Source organism: Streptomyces sp. NPDC107528 (assembly GCF_055639295.1).
Window position 1 is genome coordinate 270742 of the sequence record NZ_JBVKAV010000013.1, and the last position, 19246, is coordinate 289987.

Sequence of the window (19246 nt, forward strand, 5' to 3'; positions counted from 1 at the left end):
GTCCCGGTGCAGGGGGTTATTACGGGTGGCCCGGGGTGCAGCCCATGCCGAGCAATGGGATGGGTACGGCGGGGCTCGTACTCGGGATCATCTCCGCGGCGATCTTCTGCCTGTGGCCGGTCGCCATCGTGATGGGTGCGCTGGCGTTGATCTTCGGGTCGATCGGGCGGGGGAAGGCGCGTCGGGGCGAAGCGACGAACCCTGGGCAGGCGCTGGCGGGGATGATCTGTGGGGCGGTGGGGTTGGTGCTGGGGTTGGGGATGCTGGCGGTGTTGATCTCGACGGTGTAGGGAGCGGGGGGTTTCTTCGCCCCCGCCGCCCCTACCCGTCCCGTACCTGGGGGCTGCCGCCCCCCCCAGACCCCCGCTTCGGCCCTGAACGGGCCTAGTCCTCAAACTCCCCCAGAGGGGGCACCCCCAGACGGGCTGGAATGCCTGGACCGGCGCTGGGAATTCAGAGCCCTGCCGGCTCCTGACCCCGCAACCGCTCCCGCGCCCCCATCAGCGCAAACCCCAGCAAGTTGGGCCCCCGCCACCGCTCAGGATCCCCCGCCCCGTCATCCCCCGCCGCCAACCCGATCCCCCACACCCGGTCCACCGGACTGGCCTCCACCAGCACCCGGTCCCCGGTCCCCAGCAAGAACCCCCGCAGCTCCGTATCCGCCGCGAACTTGTGGACCGACCCCTCGACGACGATCCGGAACCGCTCCCGCTCCCACACCGCGTCGTCGAAGCCGCGCACGAGCCGCCCCGCCTTCTTCGCCAGCGAGGGGTGCCCGGCCTCCAGCACCCGCCGCTCGGCCTCCGCGTCCCCGAAGAGCCGGGCCTTCTCGGCCATCATCCAGTGCTCGGCGGTCGCGTACGACACGCCGGCCACCGTGAACGGCGACGGCCACCACTGGCTCAGGCAACTCGCGCTCACCTGTCCGTCCGGTCGTGGCCGGTGGCCCCAGAAGTGCAGATACTTGACTCTCGTCCCCGCACGGACCTCCCTGATCAGGACGTCCCAAGAATCGATCTTCGCCATGTGGCCGAGTCTGGCACGCACCACCGACAATCCGTCCCGGGTTTTCAAGGCCAACTCGACACCTGGTCGACAGATTCCGTTGCGTAACCAAAAGGCAACAACGGAATCACTTGTTGAGCCCTTCCTGCTCTGTCAGGATCGGCACTCAAATCGAGCCTGAGCCACGCCACCCCACGCCGACCCCACTGCGGTCCCTCCAGGGGGACACGGAGGAGAGCGACATGCACAACCCGGGCACCGACACCCCGGAACGATTCCCGGCCCAAGACCGCTTCGCGGACGGCGCGCAGTTCATTGCGGGCCGTCTGGTGAAGGGAACGTCGGGTCGTACGCACGCCGTCGTCGACCCGGCCACCGGCGAGGAGGTATACACGTACGACCTGGCCGGTACCGACGACGTCGACGCCGCCGTGGCCGCCGCGCGCGAGGCGTTCCCCGCCTGGGCGGCAGCCACCCCGGGCGAGCGCTCGGACGCACTGCACCGCTTCGCCGCCGTCCTCGCCGAGCGCGCCGAGGACTTCGCCCGCGCGGAGTCCCTGCAGTGCGGGAAGCCGCTGAAGCTGACCCGTGAGTTCGACGTGCCGGGCACGATCGACAACGCCTCCTTCTTCGCGGGGGCCGCCCGCCACCTCGCCGGCCAGTCCGCAGGGGAGTACTCCGGCGACCACACCTCCTACATCCGCCGCGAACCCATCGGCGTCGTCGGCTCCATCGCCCCCTGGAACTACCCCCTCCAGATGGCCGCCTGGAAGGTCCTCCCGGCGATCGCCGCGGGCAACACCATCGTGCTCAAGCCGGCCGAGCTCACCCCTCTCACCTCGCTCCTCTTCGCCCAGGCCGCCACGGACGCCGGCATCCCCGACGGCGTCATCAACATCATCACCGGGACCGGCAAGGAGGCCGGCGAGCATCTCGTGGGCCACCCCGACGTGGCCATGACCTCCTTCACCGGCTCCACCGCCGTGGGCAGGCGCGTCGCCGAGATCGCCACGGCCACGGTGAAGCGGATCCACCTGGAGCTGGGCGGCAAGGCGCCCTTCGTCGTCTTCGACGACGCCGACGTGGAGGCCGCCGCCAACGGCGCCGTCGCGGGCTCCCTCATCAACACCGGGCAGGACTGCACGGCCGCCACGCGCGTGTACGTGCAGAGGCCGCTCTACGAGGAGTTCGTCTCGCGCACCGCCGCCCTCATGGAGAGCGTCCGCCTCGGCGACCCCTTCAGCCCCGGCACCGATCTCGGGCCCCTCGTCTCACACGTCCAGCGCGACCGTGTCGCCGGGTTCGTCGACCGTGCGCGTGCCTACGCGCGCGTGGTCACCGGCGGTGAGGCCCCGCAGGGCGATCTCAAGAACGGTGCGTACTACCGGCCCACCCTGGTAGCCGACGCCGCCCAGGACAGCGAGATCGTCCAGTCCGAGATCTTCGGGCCGGTCCTTGTCGTTCTGCCGTTCGACAGCGACGATGACGGGATCCGGCTCGCCAACGACACCCCGTACGGGCTCGCCGCCTCCGCATGGAGCCGCGACGTCTACCGGGCGAACCGCGCCACCCGCGAGATCCAGGCGGGCTGCGTGTGGGTCAACGATCACATCCCGATCATCAGCGAGATGCCGCACGGCGGCTACAAGGCCTCCGGCTTCGGCAAGGACATGTCCGCGTACTCCTTCGAGGAGTACACGCAGATCAAGCACGTCATGTTCGACAACACGGCGGTCGCCAGGAAGGACTGGCATCGCACGGTCTTCGGGGACCGATAGCCGATCCGACCGGACCGGACCGACCTCGGCCTGAGCGGACCTGACCAGGCAGGAAGCCGGACCGGATCAGATCGGCGCGGCCGCCTCGACCCCCTCCCCGCGGCCGGCCTCCCCTCCCTCCCGATCTCCCGAAAGGGCACCACGCGCATGGAGCAGTACGAGCCCGACCGCCTGTCCCCGGCCCAAGTGGCCGCCATGCGGCGCAGCCTGCGCAACGGCCGGGCCGCCATGACCCGCCGTTCCCTGCTGCGCGCCTCCACCGGCGGCGCTCTCGCGGTGGGCGGACTCGGGGCGCTCAGTGCCTGCGGCATCCCCGCGGCCGGCAAGACCGAGGGCGGCACGTCCGCCGAGGACCACTCGGCCAAGGAGAAGCAGGTCAGCTTCTCCAACTGGACCGAGTACATGGACGTCGACGACAGCGGCAAGCACCACCCGACGCTGGAGCAGTTCGCGAAGCGGACCGGCATCAAGGTCAAGTACACCGAGGACATCAACGACAACAACGAGTTCTTCGGGAAGATCAAGCCGCAGCTGGCCGCGGGCCAGGAGACCGGGCGCGACATCGTCGTCCTCACGGACTGGCTCGCCGGCCGCCTGATACGCCTGGGGTGGGTCCAGAAACTCGACCCGTCGAACCTGCCGCACGCCTTCGCCAACCTCTCCCAGCAGTTCCGCAACCCCGACTGGGACCCGGGACGGGCGTACTCGTACCCCTGGCAGGGCATCTCGACCGTCATCGCCTACAACAAGAAGGCGCTCGACGGCGTCGAGGTGAAGACGGTCTCCGACCTGCTCGACAACCCCAAGCTCAAGGGCCGCGTCGGCTTCCTCACCGAGATGCGCGACACCATCGGGATGACCTTGCTCGACATGGGCAAGGACCCCGCGAAGTTCACCGACGACGACTACGACGCGGCGATCGCCCGTCTGCAGAAGGCCGTCGACAACAAGCAGATCCGCCGGTTCACCGGCAACGACTACACCTCCGACCTCACCAGCGGAGACTTCGCGGCCTGCCTCGCCTGGGCCGGTGACGTCGTACAGCTCAAGGCCGACAGCCCGGACATCGACTTCCTCATCCCGGACAGCGGCTACATGACGTCCAGCGACAACATGCTGATTCCCAACAAGGCCCGTCACAAGACGAACGCCGAGCGGCTCATCGACTTCTACTACGAGCCGAAGCCCGCCGCCGAGCTCGCCGCCTACATCAACTACGTCTGTCCCGTGGACGGCGTGAAGGAAGAGCTCGCGAAGATCGACGAGGACGCGGCGAACAACCCGCTGATCCTCCCCGACAAGGCCATGCAGGCCCAGTCCCGTGCCTTCCGCTCCCTGAGTTCGAAGGAAGAGACGGCCTACGAAGAGAAGTTCGCGAAGCTCACAGGGGCGTGACCACCATGACGAACGACACCAGCGGCGACGTCCGCCTCTCCGGCATAAGCAAGACCTACGGCTCCTTCAATGCCGTACACCCGCTCGACCTGACCGTGCCCCAGGGTTCCTTCTTCGCCCTGCTCGGCGCCTCCGGCTGCGGCAAGACCACCACTCTGCGCATGATCGCCGGCCTGGAGGAACCTTCCTCCGGCACCGTTCACCTCGGCGACCAGGACGTGACCGCGCTCCCGCCGTACAAGCGGCCGGTGAACACGGTCTTCCAGTCCTATGCCCTCTTCCCGCACCTCGACATCTTCGAGAACGTCGCCTTTGGGCTGCGCCGACGCGGCATCAAGAGCGTGAAGAAGCAGGTCGAGGACATGCTCGACCTCGTCCAGCTCGGCGAGCAGGCCCGCAAGAAGCCGCACCAGCTGTCCGGTGGCCAGCAGCAGCGTGTGGCCGTCGCCCGTGCGCTGATCAACCACCCCAAGGTGCTCCTCCTCGACGAGCCGCTCGGCGCCCTCGACTTGAAGCTGCGCCGCCAGATGCAGCTGGAGCTCAAGCGCATCCAGACCGAGGTCGGCATCACCTTCGTCCACGTCACGCACGACCAGGAGGAGGCCATGACGATGGCCGACACGGTCGCCGTGATGAACGCGGGCCGCGTCGAGCAGCTCGGCTCGCCGACCGACCTCTACGAGAACCCGCGCACGACGTTCGTCGCCAACTTCCTCGGCACCTCCAACTTCATCGAGGCCGAGGTCGACTCCAAGAGCGGCGGCGACATCGTGCTGAAGGCGGCCGGCGGCAAGCTCGTCCTGCCCGAGGCGCGGTGCGGCGCGGCCACGGCGACCGGCGGCAAGGTGCTGGTCGGCGTGCGCCCCGAGAAGATCTCCCTCACGCATGCCGACGAGGCGGGCGAGATACCCGAGGGCCGCAACCGCATCACCGGGAAGATCGCGGACTCGTCCTTCATCGGCGTCTCCACGCAGTACGTCGTCGACAGCCCCGTCTGCCCCGAGTTCGAGGTCTACGCCCAGAACATCGACCGGGACGACCGGCTCGTACCCGGCGCCGAGGTCGTCCTGCACTGGAACCCCGCGCACACCTTCGGCCTTGACGCGGCCCAGTCCCTGCTTGCCGGGACGACGGGCTCCGCCGGCATCCAGGAAGAGGCGGCGGTCTGATGGCGACAGTCACCGAGGCGCCCCCGCCTCTCTCCCCGACCGCCCCGGAGAAGAAGCCGCCCCGCAAACGCGGGCGCCTGGTGCCGTACTGGCTTCTGCTGCCCGGCATCCTGTGGCTGGTCGTATTCTTCGCGCTGCCGATGATCTACCAGGCCTCCACGTCCGTGCAGACGGGCTCCCTGGAGGAGGGCTACAAGGTCACCTGGCACTTCGCCACGTACTGGGACGCCCTGTCCGACTACTACCCGCAGTTCCTGCGCTCGGTGCTCTACGCCGGCTCGGCGACGATCCTGTGCCTGGTCCTCGGCTACCCGCTCGCCTACCTCATCGCCTTCCGGGCGGGCCGCTGGCGGAACCTGATCATGATCCTGGTGATCGCGCCGTTCTTCACCAGCTTCCTGATCCGCACCCTCGCCTGGAAGACGATCCTCGCGGACGGCGGCCCGGTCGTCGGCGCCCTCAACACGCTGCACGTCCTGGACGTCACCAGCTGGCTCGGCATGACCGAGGGCGACCGCGTGTTGGCCACGCCGCTCGCGGTGGTGTGCGGTCTGACGTACAACTTCCTGCCGTTCATGATCCTGCCGCTCTACACCTCGCTGGAGCGCATCGACCCACGGCTGCACGAGGCGGCGAACGACCTCTACGCCAAGCCGGTCACCACCTTCCGCAAGGTCACCTTCCCGCTGTCGATGCCCGGCGTCGTCTCCGGCACGCTGCTGACCTTCATCCCGGCGGCCGGTGACTACGTGAATGCCGATCTGCTCGGCTCGACCGACACCCGCATGGTCGGAAACGTCATTCAGACGCAGTTCCTGCGAATCCTGGACTATCCGACGGCAGCGGCTCTTTCCTTCATCCTCATGGCCGCCATCCTCGTCATGGTGACGGTCTACATCCGCAGGTCCGGCACGGAGGATCTGGTTTAAATGACCTTCGTCAACTGGCTCAAGCGCAATCTCGTGGTCATCGCGGGACTGCTGACGCTCGCTTATCTTCTCCTGCCCAATGTCATCGTGACGATCTTCTCCTTCAACAAACCGAAGGGGCGCTTCAACTACGAATGGCAGGAGTTCTCCACGGCCGCCTGGCAGGACCCGTGCGGTGTCTCCGACCTGTGCGGCTCGCTGTCGGTCAGCCTCCAGATCGCGTTCTGGGCGACCATCGGCGCCACGCTGCTGGGCACGATGATCGCCTTCGCGCTGGTCCGCTACCGCTTCCGTGCGCGGGGCGCCATCAACTCGCTGATCTTCCTGCCCATGGCAATGCCCGAGGTCGTCATGGCCGCCTCGCTGCTCACCCTGTTCCTCAACATGGGTGCTCAGCTCGGCTTCTGGACGATCCTCATCGCGCACATCATGTTCTGCCTGAGCTTCGTCGTGACGGCGGTGAAGGCGCGCGTGATGTCGATGGACCCGCGGCTGGAACAGGCCGCGCAGGACCTGTACGCCGGCCCCTTCCAGACGTTCGTCCGGGTCACCCTGCCGATCGCCGCGCCGGGAATCGCGGCGGGCGCGATGCTCGCCTTCGCGCTGTCCTTCGACGACTTCATCATCACCAATTTCAACGCGGGCTCCACCGTCACCTTCCCGATGTTCGTCTGGGGCTCGGCCCAGCGCGGAACGCCCGTTCAGATCAATGTCATCGGTACGGCCATGTTCATCATCGCCGTACTGTTCGTCCTGGCCTCCATGGCCATCGGAAACCGCCGTAAGAAGCAAAAGGCATAAACCCCTGTAGGGAGTTGAAATCATGGCCCCAAGCGCCATGAGTTCTGGCAATCACTGGACGAAGGCCCTCTCCGACGCCCAGCCGGTCCCGTACTGGCTGGACGACCCCGGCCGCCCCCGCCCCGAGGCCGCCCTCACCACCGCCGAGACCTGCGATCTGCTGGTCGTCGGCGGCGGGTACAGCGGACTGTGGACCGCGCTCATCGCCAAGGAGCGCGACCCGCAGCGGGATGTCGTGCTGCTCGAAGGACGCGAGGTGGGCTGGGCCGCCTCGGGCCGCAACGGCGGCTTCTGCGCCGCCTCCCTCACCCACGGTCTGCCCAACGGGCTCACCCGCTGGCCGGACGAGATCCACAAGCTGGAGGAGCTGGGCGCCCGCAACCTCGACGAGATCGAGAAGGCGGTCGCCCGCTACTCCCTGGACTGCGACTTCGAACGCACCGGCGAGATCGATGTCGCCACCGAGGCATACCAGGCAGCGGAACTGCGCGACTGGTACGAGGAGTTGCGGGACAAGGGACTCGCCGAGGGCGTCGAGTTCCTGGACGCCGAGGCGGTGCGGGCACAGGTCGACTCACCGACGTTCCAGGCCGGCCTCTACGACCGCCGGGGCGTCGCCATGCTCAACCCGGCCAAGCTGGTGTGGGGCCTGAAGCAGGCCTGCCTGGACCTCGGCGTCCGCGTCTACGAGCACACCCCCGCCCTCACCCTGAAGCCGTACGGCGCGGGGATGGCCGTACGCACTCCGTACGGCTCGGTCCGCGCCCGCAAGGTCGCGCTCGGCACGAACATCTTCCCGAACCTGATCAAGCGCGTCCGCTCCTACACCGTCCCGGTCTACGACTACGCCCTGATGACCGAGCCCCTCACCGAGGACCAGCTGGCGTCGATCGGCTGGAAGAACCGCCAGGGCCTCGGCGACTCGGCCAACCAGTTCCACTACTTCCGCCTCTCCGCCGACAACCGCATCCTGTGGGGCGGCTACGACGCCATCTACCCGTACGGCGGCCGGGTGCGGGCCGAGTACGACGACCGTCCGGAGACGTACGCCAAGCTCGCCGGGCACTTCTTCACCTGCTTCCCGCAGCTGGAGGGCGTCCGCTTCACACACGCGTGGGGCGGCGCGATCGACACCTGCTCGCGCTTCTCGGCGTTCTTCGGCACCGCCCACCAGGGCAACGTGGCGTACGCGGCGGGCTTCACCGGACTCGGCGTCGGCGCCACCCGGTTCGGCGCGGACGTGATGCTGGACCTGCTGGCGGGGGAGCGGACGGAGCGCACGCAGCTCGAAATGGTCCGCCGGAAGCCACTGCCCTTCCCGCCGGAGCCCTTCGCCTGGACCGGCATCGCGCTCACCAAGTGGTCGCTGGCCCGCGCCGACGCGCAGGGCGGGCGGCGCAATCTGTGGCTGAAGGCGATGGACCGGCTGGGCCTCGGCTTCGACAGCTGAAGACCGCCGGTGAGCATGTGACTCAGCTCACTTTGAACTGGCGGTGAGAACCCGCGTAATGCCTGCCGATGACCTCCCTCTCCCTCGTGACGCGATCAGCGTCCATGAGGAAAAGGGAGGTCACCGTCATGACAGGGGCGAAGACGGCGGTCGAGTGGCTGGCATCCGTTGCGCCGAATCCCGAAGCCTGTCGCTGGGAGTGGGAGCGCAACCCCCTCGGGGTCGCACTGCTGCCGGCGGGCAAGGCCTGGGACGTACTCATCCTGCCGGGCGAGCTCGGCTATCCGACGCTCGATGTGCTCAGCCGCGTCATCGACCAACTGGGCCCGGTCCTGGTCGACTTCGGCGACGCCCGCATGGGCTTCTTCGTGCCGCCCGGCACGGCCGCACGCTGGCTCGGCACCGGCATCCGTACGGCCGGGGCCGGCACCTGGATCGTCGTTCCGTACCCGGGCCGCGCCACCGGCGGCACCCGCTGGCTGGTCCCACCGGACGGCACCGGCACCCTCAACGACCCGGCACTTCTCGAACTGGCCATGCACGAGGCGGCGGCGGGTCTCGCCGACTCTTGACAGGCGGATTGGTCTGGACCAAGTTGTGTGCGGCTCCACCCTCCATTTCCCCCCTGCCTGGAGGCACTTGTGGATCGCTTCAGACCCCTCGCTCTCCTGACCGCCGCGGCACTGACCCTGCCCGGCGTCACCGCGCTCTCGTCGGCCGCCCGTGCGGCCGACGCGGACCTGGCCCGCAACGGCGGCTTCGAGGCCGGCCTCGACGGCTGGACCTGCACGGCCGGTACGACCGTCAACACGCCCGTGCGCAGCGGCAGTTCCGCGCTCCAGGCCACCCCGGCCGGCAGCGACAACGCCCGGTGCGCACAGACCGTCACCGTGAAGCCGGACTCCCAGTACACCCTGTCCGGATACGTCCGCGGCTCGTACGTCTACCTCGGCGCGAGCGGCACCGGCACCACCGACGTCTCCGCGTGGACGCAGTCCGCCCCCGGCTGGCAGCAGCTCACGACGACCTTCAGGACGGGCCCGTCCACCACCCGCGTCACCCTCTACACCCACGGCTGGTACGGCACCGGGGCCTACAACGCCGACGACATCTCCCTCGTCGGACCCGGAGTGGACGCCGGCCAGCCGCCCGCCGCCCCGACCGGCCTGAAGACCGGAGCGGTCACCTCGTCCAGCGTCGCCCTGTCCTGGTCGGCCGTCCCGGGTGCGACGGGCTACGCCGTCTACCGCGACGGCGTCAACGTCCGGACGGTGACCGGCACTTCGGCCACGATCGGCGGGCTCTCGCCCTCCACGGCGTACGGCTTCCAGGTCGCCGCGGTGAACGACGCGGGCGAGTCGGCGAAGTCGGCCACGGTGACCGCGACGACGACCGCGGGCACCGGCAGCCCCGTGGACCTCCCTGCCCACGCCCTGGTCGGCTACCTCCACGCGAGCTTCGCCAACGGCTCCGGCTACACCCGTCTGGCCGACGTCCCCGACAGCTGGGACGTCATCGACCTGGCCTTCGGCGAACCGACCTCGGTCACCTCGGGCGACATCCGGTTCGACCGCTGCCCGGCCACGGAGTGCCCGAACGTCGAGAGCGACGCCGAGTTCAAGGCGGCGATCAAGGCCAAGCAGGCGGCCGGCAAGAAGGTGCTGATATCGATCGGCGGCCAGAACGGCCAGGTGCAGCTGACGACGACGGCCGCGCGGGACACCTTCGTGACGTCGGTGTCGAGGATCATCGACGAGTACGGACTCGACGGCCTGGACATCGACTTCGAGGGCCACTCGCTCTCCCTGAACGCCGACGACACGGACTTCAAGAACCCGAGGACGCCGGTGATCGTCAACCTCATCTCGGCCGTGAAGACCCTGAAGGCCAGGTACGGCGACGACTTCGTGCTGACCATGGCCCCGGAGACCTTCTTCGTCCAGCTCGGCTACCAGTACTACGGCACCGGCCAGTGGGGCGGCCAGGACCCGAGGGCCGGGGCGTACCTCCCGGTCATCCACGCCCTGCGCGACGACCTGACGCTGTTGCACGTCCAGGACTACAACTCGGGCCCGATCATGGGCCTGGACAACCAGTACCACTCCATGGGCGGCGCCGACTTCCACATCGCCATGACCGACATGCTGCTGACCGGCTTCCCGGTCGCGGGCAACGCCGGCAACGTCTTCCCGCCCCTGCGTCCCGACCAGATCGCGATCGGCATGCCCGCCTCCACCAACGCGGGCAACGGCCACGTCCCTCCGGCCGAGGTCACCAAGACCCTCGACTGCCTGACGAAGAGGGCCAATTGCGGCTCGTACGCCACCCACGGCACCTGGCCCGCGCTGCGCGGTCTGATGACGTGGTCGATCAACTGGGACCGCTACTCGAACTGGGAGTTCCAGCGGACGTTCGACGGCTATTTCGGCTGACGGCTACGCGGGCCGGCGCCCGGCACGGCTGAGGAACAGCCAGAGCAGCGAGAGGAGCACCGTGCACAGGCACCAACTGGCCACTACGTCCAGTGGCCAGTGGTAGCCGCGCCGGACCAGCCCGAAGCCGACGCAGAGATTGAGCACGGCGCACGTGACGAGGAGCGCGCGCTGTGCGAACACGGAACTCAGCCACGGCAGCAGCAACAGGGTCGCGGCACCGTAGGCGATGGCGGCCGTGGCCGTGTGGCCGGACGGGTAGTAGCCGGTGGCGGGCGGCACTACCGGGGTGCCGGGGCGGTCGGTCAGGATCTTGAGGGGGATCACCAGGGCCGGAACCAGCGCCATGAGCAGGGCCGCGGAGGCGGCCGGCCACCACCATTGGTGTGTACCGGTGCTGCGGGCCCGCCAGGCGACGTACATCAGACTCACGGCGAGCACGGGCACCGCGACCGGCACATTGCCCAGGTCGGCGAGGAGTTCGGAGAAACGGTCCGGATGAGCCAGGGCCCGGCTGGCCGCCTCGTCGAGGTCGACCAGCGGGCCGTCGGCCACCACCTGCCAGGTGATGAGCACGAAGAGAAGGGCGGGAAGCCCGAGGAGTCCGAGAAGGACGAAGAGGGAGGTCGGCCGCCCCGGAACAGGGGGGGTGGTTCCGGGGCGGCCGTCCGGATCGGAAGGTCGCGCGCCCCGGGGGGTTTGGGGCGGGCGACTGTCCGATCGGTGAGGAGATCCGGAGCCGGAAGCTCCGGGTGTGTGCGCGAGGGCACGACCAGGTCGAAGCTGGGGAGGCCTCGGCCCGAAGTCGCCCAGAGTCCCCTCTGGGCGGGGTGTATCTCTCATCTGCTTAGAACCTACGACAGGGCGATGGTGTTAGACAGCCGGAATGGCGTCCTGACATCCACCTCGCACACCTTCTTCACACGCTCTGACGGTAGCCGCCCCGGCCCCGGAATCACGGAAGGTGCCGGGGCTGGGGCGGACGAGTCGCATGGGGCGAGGCCCCTGTCGCTCACCAGTGGTTTTGCTGTGACCTCAGATGCGGGCGAAGGCCTGTTCGATGATGTCGAGGCCCTCGTTGAGGAGGTCCTCGCCGATCACCAGCGGAGGCAGGAAGCGCAGCACGTTGCCGTAGGTGCCACAGGTCAGGACCAGCAGGCCCTCCTGGTGGCAGGCCTTGGCGAGCGCGGCGGTCGCCTGCGCGTCGGGCTCCTTGGTGGTGCGGTCCTTGACCAGCTCGATGGCGATCATGGCGCCGCGGCCGCGGATGTCGCCGATGATGTCGAACTTCTCGGCCATGGCGGTGAGGCGGGCCTTCATGGTCGCCTCGATGTTCTTCGCCTTGGTGTTGAGGTCGAGCTCCTTCATGGTCTCGATGGAGCCCAGCGCACCGGCGCACGCCACCGGGTTGCCGCCGTAGGTGCCGCCCAGGCCGCCGGAGTGCGCGGCGTCCATGATCTCGGCGCGACCGGTCACGGCGGCGAGCGGCAGACCGCCCGCGATGCCCTTGGCGGTGGTGATCAGGTCCGGGACGATGCCCTCGTCCTCGCAGGCGAACCACTGGCCGGTGCGGCAGAAGCCGGACTGGATCTCGTCGGCGACGAAGACGATGCCGTTGTCGGAGGCGAACTTGCTGATCGCCGGCAGGAAGCCCTTGGCCGGCTCGATGAAGCCGCCCTCGCCGAGCACCGGCTCGATGATGATCGCGGCGACGTTCTCCGCACCGACCTGCTTGCTGATCTGGTCGATGGCCTGCGCGGCGGCCTCCGGCCCGGCGTTCTCCGCACCGGTCGGCCAGCGGTAGCCGTAGGCGACCGGCACGCGGTAGACCTCGGGCGCGAACGGGCCGAAGCCGTGCTTGTACGGCATGTTCTTCGAGGTCAGCGCCATGGTGAGGTTCGTACGGCCGTGGTAGCCGTGGTCGAAGACGACGACGGCCTGGCGCTTGGTGTACGAGCGGGCGATCTTGACGGCGTTCTCGACGGCCTCGGCGCCGGAGTTGAACAGCGCCGACTTCTTGGCGTGGTCACCCGGCGTCAGCTCGGCCAGCGCCTCGGCGACGGCCACGTAGCCCTCGTACGGCGTGACCATGAAACAGGTGTGGGTGAAGTCGGCGAGCTGCGCGCTCGCCCTGCGTACGACCGCCTCGGCGGACGCGCCGACCGACGTCACGGCGATGCCCGAACCGAAGTCGATGAGCCGGTTCCCGTCGACGTCCTCGATGATGCCGCCGCCCGCCCGCGCGGTGAACACGGGCAGCACGGAGCCCACGCCCTGCGCGACCGCGGCGGTACGGCGGGCCTGCAGCTCCTGCGACTTCGGGCCGGGGATGGCGGTGACGAGGCGGCGCTCCTGCGGAAGTGCGCTCATGAGGGGCTCCTGGGGGTTTTGCGGACGCTTGTCTTGTTCTTTTCTCGCAGGCTAGGGCGGGGAGCGGGGGGTGGGCATGCTCCATGTGGGCGTTGTCAGGGGGCCCGGTTGTCCGTCGTGGACATAGCGACGCCGAGTGTCTGGAGCAGCTCGATCCGTTCGGTCGGCCGTGTAAGCGGTGAACTCCCCAGGAGTGCACGTTAGATTGACTCGCTGATGGTGGATGGTACGGACGGAACGGCTGGTCAGGGGGCAAGGGCGATGGACAGCGACGGGACGCGGGACGCGCGGGGTACGCACGCCACGCCTGTGCCTCGGCCTGCGGCACCACCACAGGCCCCTGCGGTGCCGCCTCGGCCGACACGGGCGCCGGGTGCGGGGCCGGACGACTCGGCGTTCCTGACCTGGCTGCGGGCGCCACGACCGGAGGCGCTCCCCGGCGTGTGGCGGTTCGGGCACGTGCCCCGCCCGGACGCGGAGCCCGAGCGGATCCCGGGGCGGCAGTTGCTGAGCGGGGCGGTGATCGCCTTCCTGGTCGGGTGGCTGATCTGGTCGCTGCTCTGGAACGGCTATCTCGGTGGCTGGTGGGTGCTGCCCCTGGAGCTGTTCACCCCGGACTCCTGGCGCGAGAACAACGACCGCGTCGGCAACGCCGTCCTCTGGTACAGCTACTACACGCTCATCGCCCTCGCCATAATGCTCGCCGTCGGCCGACTGGGTCGCTGGGGCGAGGTCTGGCGTCGCTACGGCCCGCCCGCCTGGCTGCGTACGGCACCCGCGCCCGAGCGGGCGCCCGCCCCCGAGCAGGACCCCGCGTCCTGGCCCGCGCTGCGCACCGCCGGTGCCACGGATGCCGCCGAGCGGCTGAGTGCCGACGCGCGGTCGGGGCTGATGCGGGACGTCGACTACGCCCGGATCAGCCGCGCCTGGCAGGGCGTGCGCAGTGGGCGGCACGACCTTGCCACCTTCAGCGGTGCCGTCCTCAAGGACGGTGCCGCCGCCTGTCTGCACCCGTCGGGCGAGCGCGACGTGCCGGGCCGGGTCGCGCGGCACGACCTCGTCAGCGGTCAGGTGCGGCTCGGTACGACCGCCGACGATCCGCGCAATCCGTACGCCTACCGCGGGACGGGACTGGGCCTCGGGCCCGACCTGCTCGGCACCTCCCTGCTCGCCGTCGGGCCGGCCGGGTCCGGCAAGACGGGGACCGTCGTGCGGCCGCTGGCCGAGTCGCTGTGCCTGCACACGCTCGCCGGACGGGCCGCCGTGGTCGTGGTCGGGGCGGCGGGCACGGGGCTCGGACCGGAGGACTCGTACGACGTCGTCGTACGGATCGGAAACCCGGACTCGGTCTACGACCTGGACCTGTACGGCGGCACCGGCGACCCCGACGAGGCGGCGGCCGTGCTCGCCGAGGCGCTCGTCGGGGATCTCGCCGACCCGCATCCGGGCAGCGACAGCCGCCGCTCCACGACCGTGCTGGCCCAGTTGCTCGGGCCGTTCCGCGCCGTCCATCAGCGCTTCCCGTCCGTGGCGGAGCTACGGCAGCTGCTGGACGGCGCCCCTGGTGCGCTCGGCGCGCTGCGCACGGCGCTGGAGGGGTCCGGGCAGGAATCCCTCATCCGCGAACTCGACGCCCGGGAGCGGCAGTCGGGGCATCCCGGCGATGTGGCGGCCGTGCTCGCGGACCGGGTGGCGCTGCTCGACCGCCCTGCCTTCGCCGGGTTCTTCGACACCTCCGGGCAGTCCCGGCCGTTTTCGCTGAAGGCCCTCGACCACCCCGTCCGGGTCCGCATCGACCTGCCGGCGCGCGGGCACGCGGAGGCCTCGCGGATGCTGGCGCGGCTGGTGCTGGCGCAGTTCACGGCCAGCATCGCCGTACGGGAGGACCGGTCGCTGTTCGCCTGTCTGGTGCTGGACGACGCGACCGGCGTCGTGACGCCCGAGGCCGTACGGGGCATCCAGCGGCTGCGGTCCGGCAACGCCGGCGCGGTGCTCACGCTGCGCAGCCTGGACGACGCGCCGAGGCCGCTGCGCGGGCCGCTGCTCGGCGCCGCCGGGTGCCGGATGGCGCTGGCCGGGATCACGCCCTGGGACGGGCAGGACTTCGCCGAGGTGTGGGGCAAGGAGTGGACCGAGGCGCGGGACGTCACCGACCGGCAGATCATCGCGGAGACCCCGGCCGGGAAGGCGGTGCACGCGCTGCGGCGGGTGATCACCGGCAAGGCGCCGACCGCGCGGGCGGTGACCGTACGCCAGGTCGAGCGCGAGCGCTGGTCGGCGTCCGAGCTGGCGCACGCGGTGCCGCCCGGGCATGCGGTGCTGTCGCTCACCAGCGTGCAGGGCGAGCACGCGCCGCCTTTGCTGGTGGATCTTCGGGGGTGACCTGGGGGTACGGGCGGCAGGCCGCGCGGTGACCTTCCGGTGAGGCAGAATCGGCACAGGTCGTTCATACACGGCGGCCAAATGATCACAGAGATCACCGAAGATCCAGCGGTCACAGAGCTCACACCGATTTGAAGGCCTCATGCCCCCCACGCTCGCCTCGCTCCTGCACCACTCCGCGCTCAAGCTGACCGTGCGGGCGGGCGAGGACCGCCTGGACGTGCCCGTGCGCTGGGTGCACGCCAGTGAGCTCGCCGACCCGGTCCCCTACATGGAGGGCGGGGAACTGCTGCTGATCACCGCGCTCAAGCTGGACGCGGAGAACCCCGAGTCGATGCAGCGCTATGTGCGGCGGCTGGTCGGCGCGGGCGTGGCCGGACTCGGCTTCGCGGTCGGCGTCAACTACGAGAACATCCCCGAGGCACTCGTCGACGCGGCGGCGCAGGAGGGCATGCCGCTGCTGGAGGTGCCGCGGCGCACGCCCTTCCTCGCCATCAGCAAGGCCGTGTCGGCGGCGATCGCGGCGGATCAGTACCGGGCGGTGACGGCGGGGTTCGCGGCGCAACGGGAGCTGACCAAGCAGGCGTTGACCGACGGGCCGGAAGGGCTGCTGACGGCATTGGCCTCGCAGGTCGACGGCTGGGCGGCGCTGTTCGACGCATCCGGTGCCGTCGTCGCGACCGCGCCGGAATGGGCCGGGCGGAGGGCGGCACGGCTCACGGCGGACGTGGAACGGCTGCGGGAGCGGCCGGCGCCGGCGTCGTCCGTCGTGGGCGGGCCGGAGAACGAGGACCGGGTCGAGCTGCACACCCTGGGCACCGGCCGCCGGCCCCGCGCCGCCCTGGCCGTGGGCACCGCGGCGGCACTGGGCACGGCCGAGCGGTACGCCGTCCACTCGGCCATCGCGCTGCTGACCCTGACCACCGAGCGGTCGCGCTCGCTGCAGGCGGCCGAGGCGCGGGTGGGCGCGGCAGTGCTGCGCATGCTGCTCGCAGGGGAGCCCGATCATGCGCGGGCGGTGGCCGGGGACCTGTACGGAGGGCTCCTGGACGCGCCCTTCCGGGTGATCGTCGCCGAGGCCGCGTCGGTGTCGGCGGCGCGTGTCGTGGACTCCGGGAGCCGGGTGGCGCTCACCAAGGCGTCCGCCGCGGTGCTGGTCGCCGCCTCCGAGGCGAGCGGCGATCCGCTGGGTGCCCTCACCGAGGTCGTGGAGTCGGCGGCGGCGCGTGCAGGGGAAGCGGTGCTGGTGGTGCCCGAGGGGGAGGGGGACACGGCACGGCTGGTGGTGCTCGCGGCGGACGGGGGCGCGGCGGTGGACGCGTGTGCGGATTACGCGGCGGCTTTGGAGGCGGCGCGGACCGGGACCGTACCGGAGCCGCCGGGGAGCACCGACGAGGACGAACTGGTCGTCGGGCTCTCGGCGCCGGCCGGACCCATCGCCGCGGCGGCGGCGTACAAGCAGGCCGAGCAGGCGCTGTCGGTGGCGCGGCGGCGGGGGCGGGTGTGCGTGGAGCACGAGCAGATGGCGGCGGGGTCGGTGCTGCCGTTGCTCGCGGACGACGCGGTGAAGGCGTTCGCGGACGGGTTGCTGCGGGCGCTGCACGAGCACGACGCGACGGGGCGGGGGGATCTGGTCGCCTCGCTGCGGGCCTGGCTGTCCCGGCACGGGCAGTGGGACGCGGCGGCAGCGGACCTCGGGGTGCACCGGCACACGCTGCGGTACCGGATGCGGCGGGTGGAGGAGATTCTGGGGCGGTCCCTGGACGACGCGGACGTGCGGATGGAGCTCTGGCTGGCGTTGAAGGCGACGTCGACCGAGTAGGACGACCGAGCAGGACGACCGAGCGCCCCGGAGAATCCGGGCCGGCGTCGAACCGAGCCGCCGCTCTGCCAATCCGTCGAACCCCGGCCCCCTACCACTACACCCCGGACAAACGCCGCGCCGCCCCCTCGCCCCTACCGTGGACCACGACACACCAGGACACCCCCAATCGCGGAAGGGCCGGGAATTCATATGACTTCCACCCACGCCTTCTGGCTCGCCGGCCGCCAGGTCAGCGGCGAGGACAGCTTTGATGTGACCTCCCCGTGGGACGGGCGGGTCGTCGGCACGGTGAGCGTGCCGACGGACGCGCAGACCGAGGAGGCCGTGGCCGCCGCGTACGCCGTCCGCGAGGACTTCGCCGCGACCCCGGCCCACGTACGTGCCGCCGCTCTCGACCACGTCAGCAGGCGGCTCGTCGAGCGGACCGAGGAGATCGCCCGGCTGATCTACGCCGAGAACGGCAAGCCCATGAAGTGGGCCCGCGGCGAGGTCGGCCGTGCCGTGTCCGTGTTCCGGTTCGCGGCCGAGGAGGCCCGGCGGTTCAACGGTGGCGAGGCCCAGCGGCTCGACACCGACCTGGGCGGTCAGGGGCGGCTCGCCTTCACCCGGCGCTTCCCCAAGGGTGTCGTCCTCGGTATCGCGCCCTTCAACTTCCCGCTCAACCTGTGCGCCCACAAGATCGCCCCGGCCATCGCCGCCGGCGCGCCGATCATCCTGAAGCCCGCCCCTGCCACCCCGCTGTCCGGGCTGATCCTCGGTGAGCTGCTCGCCGAGACCGAGCTTCCGGCCGGCTCCTGGAGCATCCTCCCGGTGCCGAACGACAAGATGCCCGCCCTGGTCCAGGACGAGCGTCTGCCGGTCATCTCCTTCACCGGCTCCGAGAAGGTCGGCTACGCGATCATGGACTCGGTGCCGCGCAAGCACTGCACCCTGGAGCTGGGCGGCAACGGCGCGGCGATCGTGCTCGCCGACTTCGCCTCCGACGCGGACCTCGACCGGGCCGCGACCCGCATCGCCACGTTCTCCAACTACCAGGGCGGCCAGTCCTGCATCTCCGTGCAGCGGGTGATCGCGGACGCGTCCGTGTACGACCGGCTCGTGCCGCGCATCGTCGCCGCCGTCGAGGCCCAGGTCACCGGTGACCCGGGCGACGACGCCACCGATGTCGGCCCGCTGGTCAGCGAGGACGCCGCCAAGCGCGTCGAGAACTGGGTCGAGGAGGCCGTCTCCGCCGGGGCCAGCCTTCTCACCGGCGGCAAGCGCGACGGCGCCTCCTACGCGCCGACCGTGCTGACCGACGTACCGGCCGGCACGACCCTCGCGTGCGAGGAGGTCTTCGGACCCGTCCTCACCGTGCAGAAGGTCGACGGGGAGGCGGCTGCCTTCGCCGCCGCCAACGACTCCAAGTACGGCCTCCAGGCGGGTGTGTTCACCCACGACCTGCAGACCGCCTTCCGCGCCCACCGCGCCCTCGAGGTCGGCGGCGTCGTGATCGGCGACGTGCCCTCCTACCGCGCCGACCAGATGCCGTACGGCGGTGCCAAGCAGTCCGGTGTGGGTCGTGAGGGCGTGAAGTTCGCGATGGACGACTACACCTACGAGCGCGTGATGGTCCTCACCGGCATCGCTCTGTGAATCAGTCGCAAGGCCGGCTGAAGGCTAGCTAATGGGAACCATTTTCATATAGGATTCCCGAAGGGGCCCGGCACC

At 70.2% G+C, this 19246-nt stretch carries 15 protein-coding genes; 12 read left to right on the forward strand and 3 right to left on the reverse strand.

What is annotated here, in order from left to right; translation table 11 throughout:
* The first annotated feature begins 44 nt into the window (after nt 1-44).
* Entirely contained in the window at nt 45-290 is a 246-nt protein-coding gene (locus ACZ7L5_RS36475) for a DUF4190 domain-containing protein (RefSeq protein ID WP_362384096.1), read from the forward strand.
* Nucleotides 291-453: 163 nt separating this feature from the next.
* Here ACZ7L5_RS36475 and ACZ7L5_RS36480 read toward each other — a convergent pair whose 3' ends face one another.
* The gene (locus ACZ7L5_RS36480) at nt 454-1026 is read right to left on the reverse strand and encodes an NADAR family protein (RefSeq protein WP_471522426.1); all 573 of its coding nucleotides are present in this window, start codon (nt 1024-1026) and stop codon (nt 454-456) included.
* Nucleotides 1027-1247: 221 nt separating this feature from the next.
* Here ACZ7L5_RS36480 and ACZ7L5_RS36485 point away from each other — a divergent pair, with 221 nt between their 5' ends.
* The 8 genes from ACZ7L5_RS36485 (at nt 1248) to ACZ7L5_RS36520 (ending at nt 10959) form a co-directional block, all read left to right on the forward strand.
* The gene (locus tag ACZ7L5_RS36485; RefSeq protein WP_471522428.1) at nt 1248-2783 is read left to right on the forward strand and encodes a gamma-aminobutyraldehyde dehydrogenase; all 1536 of its coding nucleotides are present in this window, start codon (nt 1248-1250) and stop codon (nt 2781-2783) included.
* 147 nt (nt 2784-2930) lie between these two features.
* Entirely contained in the window at nt 2931-4178 is a 1248-nt protein-coding gene (locus tag ACZ7L5_RS36490; protein ID WP_328878907.1) for an ABC transporter substrate-binding protein, read from the forward strand.
* 5 nt (nt 4179-4183) lie between these two features.
* Nucleotides 4184-5347 (forward strand): ABC transporter ATP-binding protein, encoded by a 1164-nt coding sequence (locus ACZ7L5_RS36495; RefSeq protein WP_471522430.1) that lies wholly within the window; start codon nt 4184-4186, stop codon nt 5345-5347.
* Nucleotides 5347-6276 (forward strand): ABC transporter permease, encoded by a 930-nt coding sequence (locus ACZ7L5_RS36500; protein ID WP_471522432.1) that lies wholly within the window; start codon nt 5347-5349, stop codon nt 6274-6276. The genes ACZ7L5_RS36495 and ACZ7L5_RS36500 overlap by 1 nt, the downstream gene beginning before the upstream one ends.
* Nucleotides 6277-7077 carry an ABC transporter permease gene (locus ACZ7L5_RS36505; RefSeq protein ID WP_362384090.1) on the forward strand — a complete coding sequence of 267 codons (801 nt, stop codon included), beginning with the start codon at nt 6277-6279 and terminating at the stop codon, nt 7075-7077.
* 22 nt (nt 7078-7099) lie between these two features.
* Nucleotides 7100-8527 carry an NAD(P)/FAD-dependent oxidoreductase gene (locus ACZ7L5_RS36510; protein ID WP_363032363.1) on the forward strand — a complete coding sequence of 476 codons (1428 nt, stop codon included), beginning with the start codon at nt 7100-7102 and terminating at the stop codon, nt 8525-8527.
* Between the two features lie 128 nt (nt 8528-8655).
* Nucleotides 8656-9099 carry a hypothetical protein gene (locus ACZ7L5_RS36515; RefSeq protein ID WP_471522434.1) on the forward strand — a complete coding sequence of 148 codons (444 nt, stop codon included), beginning with the start codon at nt 8656-8658 and terminating at the stop codon, nt 9097-9099.
* Between the two features lie 69 nt (nt 9100-9168).
* On the forward strand, nt 9169-10959 hold the full coding sequence (locus ACZ7L5_RS36520) for a chitinase (RefSeq protein ID WP_471522436.1): 1791 nt from the start codon (nt 9169-9171) through the stop codon (nt 10957-10959).
* Nucleotides 10960-10962: 3 nt separating this feature from the next.
* Here ACZ7L5_RS36520 and ACZ7L5_RS36525 read toward each other — a convergent pair whose 3' ends face one another.
* Nucleotides 10963-11772: a phosphatase PAP2 family protein gene (locus ACZ7L5_RS36525; RefSeq protein ID WP_471522584.1), complete on the reverse strand. Its 810-nt coding sequence runs from the start codon at nt 11770-11772 to the stop codon at nt 10963-10965.
* A 222-nt stretch (nt 11773-11994) separates the two neighbouring features.
* Nucleotides 11995-13329: a 4-aminobutyrate--2-oxoglutarate transaminase gene (gene gabT / locus ACZ7L5_RS36530; RefSeq protein WP_383245183.1), complete on the reverse strand. Its 1335-nt coding sequence runs from the start codon at nt 13327-13329 to the stop codon at nt 11995-11997.
* Between the two features lie 261 nt (nt 13330-13590).
* Between gabT and ACZ7L5_RS36535 the strand changes: the two genes are divergently transcribed.
* From ACZ7L5_RS36535 to ACZ7L5_RS36545, 3 genes are all read left to right on the forward strand, one after another.
* Nucleotides 13591-15711 (forward strand): ATP-binding protein, encoded by a 2121-nt coding sequence (locus ACZ7L5_RS36535; protein WP_471522438.1) that lies wholly within the window; start codon nt 13591-13593, stop codon nt 15709-15711.
* 142 nt (nt 15712-15853) lie between these two features.
* Nucleotides 15854-17533 (forward strand): PucR family transcriptional regulator, encoded by a 1680-nt coding sequence (locus ACZ7L5_RS36540; RefSeq protein ID WP_471522440.1) that lies wholly within the window; start codon nt 15854-15856, stop codon nt 17531-17533.
* A 192-nt stretch (nt 17534-17725) separates the two neighbouring features.
* Nucleotides 17726-19171 carry an aldehyde dehydrogenase family protein gene (locus ACZ7L5_RS36545; RefSeq protein ID WP_471522442.1) on the forward strand — a complete coding sequence of 482 codons (1446 nt, stop codon included), beginning with the start codon at nt 17726-17728 and terminating at the stop codon, nt 19169-19171.
* Nucleotides 19172-19246 lie beyond the last annotated feature (75 nt).

What these genes read in the sequence shown, in the direction of transcription:
- ACZ7L5_RS36545 (WP_471522442.1), top strand. Translation starts at nt 17,726, where the DNA reads ATGACTTCCACCCACGCCTTCTGGCTCGCCGGCCGCCAGGTCAGCGGC.
- ACZ7L5_RS36495 (WP_471522430.1), top strand. Translation starts at nt 4,184, where the DNA reads ATGACGAACGACACCAGCGGCGACGTCCGCCTCTCCGGCATAAGCAAG.
- ACZ7L5_RS36540 (WP_471522440.1), top strand. Translation starts at nt 15,854, where the DNA reads ATGCCCCCCACGCTCGCCTCGCTCCTGCACCACTCCGCGCTCAAGCTG.
- ACZ7L5_RS36500 (WP_471522432.1), top strand. Translation starts at nt 5,347, where the DNA reads ATGGCGACAGTCACCGAGGCGCCCCCGCCTCTCTCCCCGACCGCCCCG.
- ACZ7L5_RS36515 (WP_471522434.1), top strand. Translation starts at nt 8,656, where the DNA reads ATGACAGGGGCGAAGACGGCGGTCGAGTGGCTGGCATCCGTTGCGCCG.
- gabT (WP_383245183.1), bottom strand. Translation starts at nt 13,329, where the DNA reads ATGAGCGCACTTCCGCAGGAGCGCCGCCTCGTCACCGCCATCCCCGGC.
- ACZ7L5_RS36490 (WP_328878907.1), top strand. Translation starts at nt 2,931, where the DNA reads ATGGAGCAGTACGAGCCCGACCGCCTGTCCCCGGCCCAAGTGGCCGCC.
- ACZ7L5_RS36510 (WP_363032363.1), top strand. Translation starts at nt 7,100, where the DNA reads ATGGCCCCAAGCGCCATGAGTTCTGGCAATCACTGGACGAAGGCCCTC.
- ACZ7L5_RS36475 (WP_362384096.1), top strand. Translation starts at nt 45, where the DNA reads ATGCCGAGCAATGGGATGGGTACGGCGGGGCTCGTACTCGGGATCATC.
- ACZ7L5_RS36485 (WP_471522428.1), top strand. Translation starts at nt 1,248, where the DNA reads ATGCACAACCCGGGCACCGACACCCCGGAACGATTCCCGGCCCAAGAC.
- ACZ7L5_RS36505 (WP_362384090.1), top strand. Translation starts at nt 6,277, where the DNA reads ATGACCTTCGTCAACTGGCTCAAGCGCAATCTCGTGGTCATCGCGGGA.
- ACZ7L5_RS36535 (WP_471522438.1), top strand. Translation starts at nt 13,591, where the DNA reads ATGGACAGCGACGGGACGCGGGACGCGCGGGGTACGCACGCCACGCCT.
- ACZ7L5_RS36480 (WP_471522426.1), bottom strand. Translation starts at nt 1,026, where the DNA reads ATGGCGAAGATCGATTCTTGGGACGTCCTGATCAGGGAGGTCCGTGCG.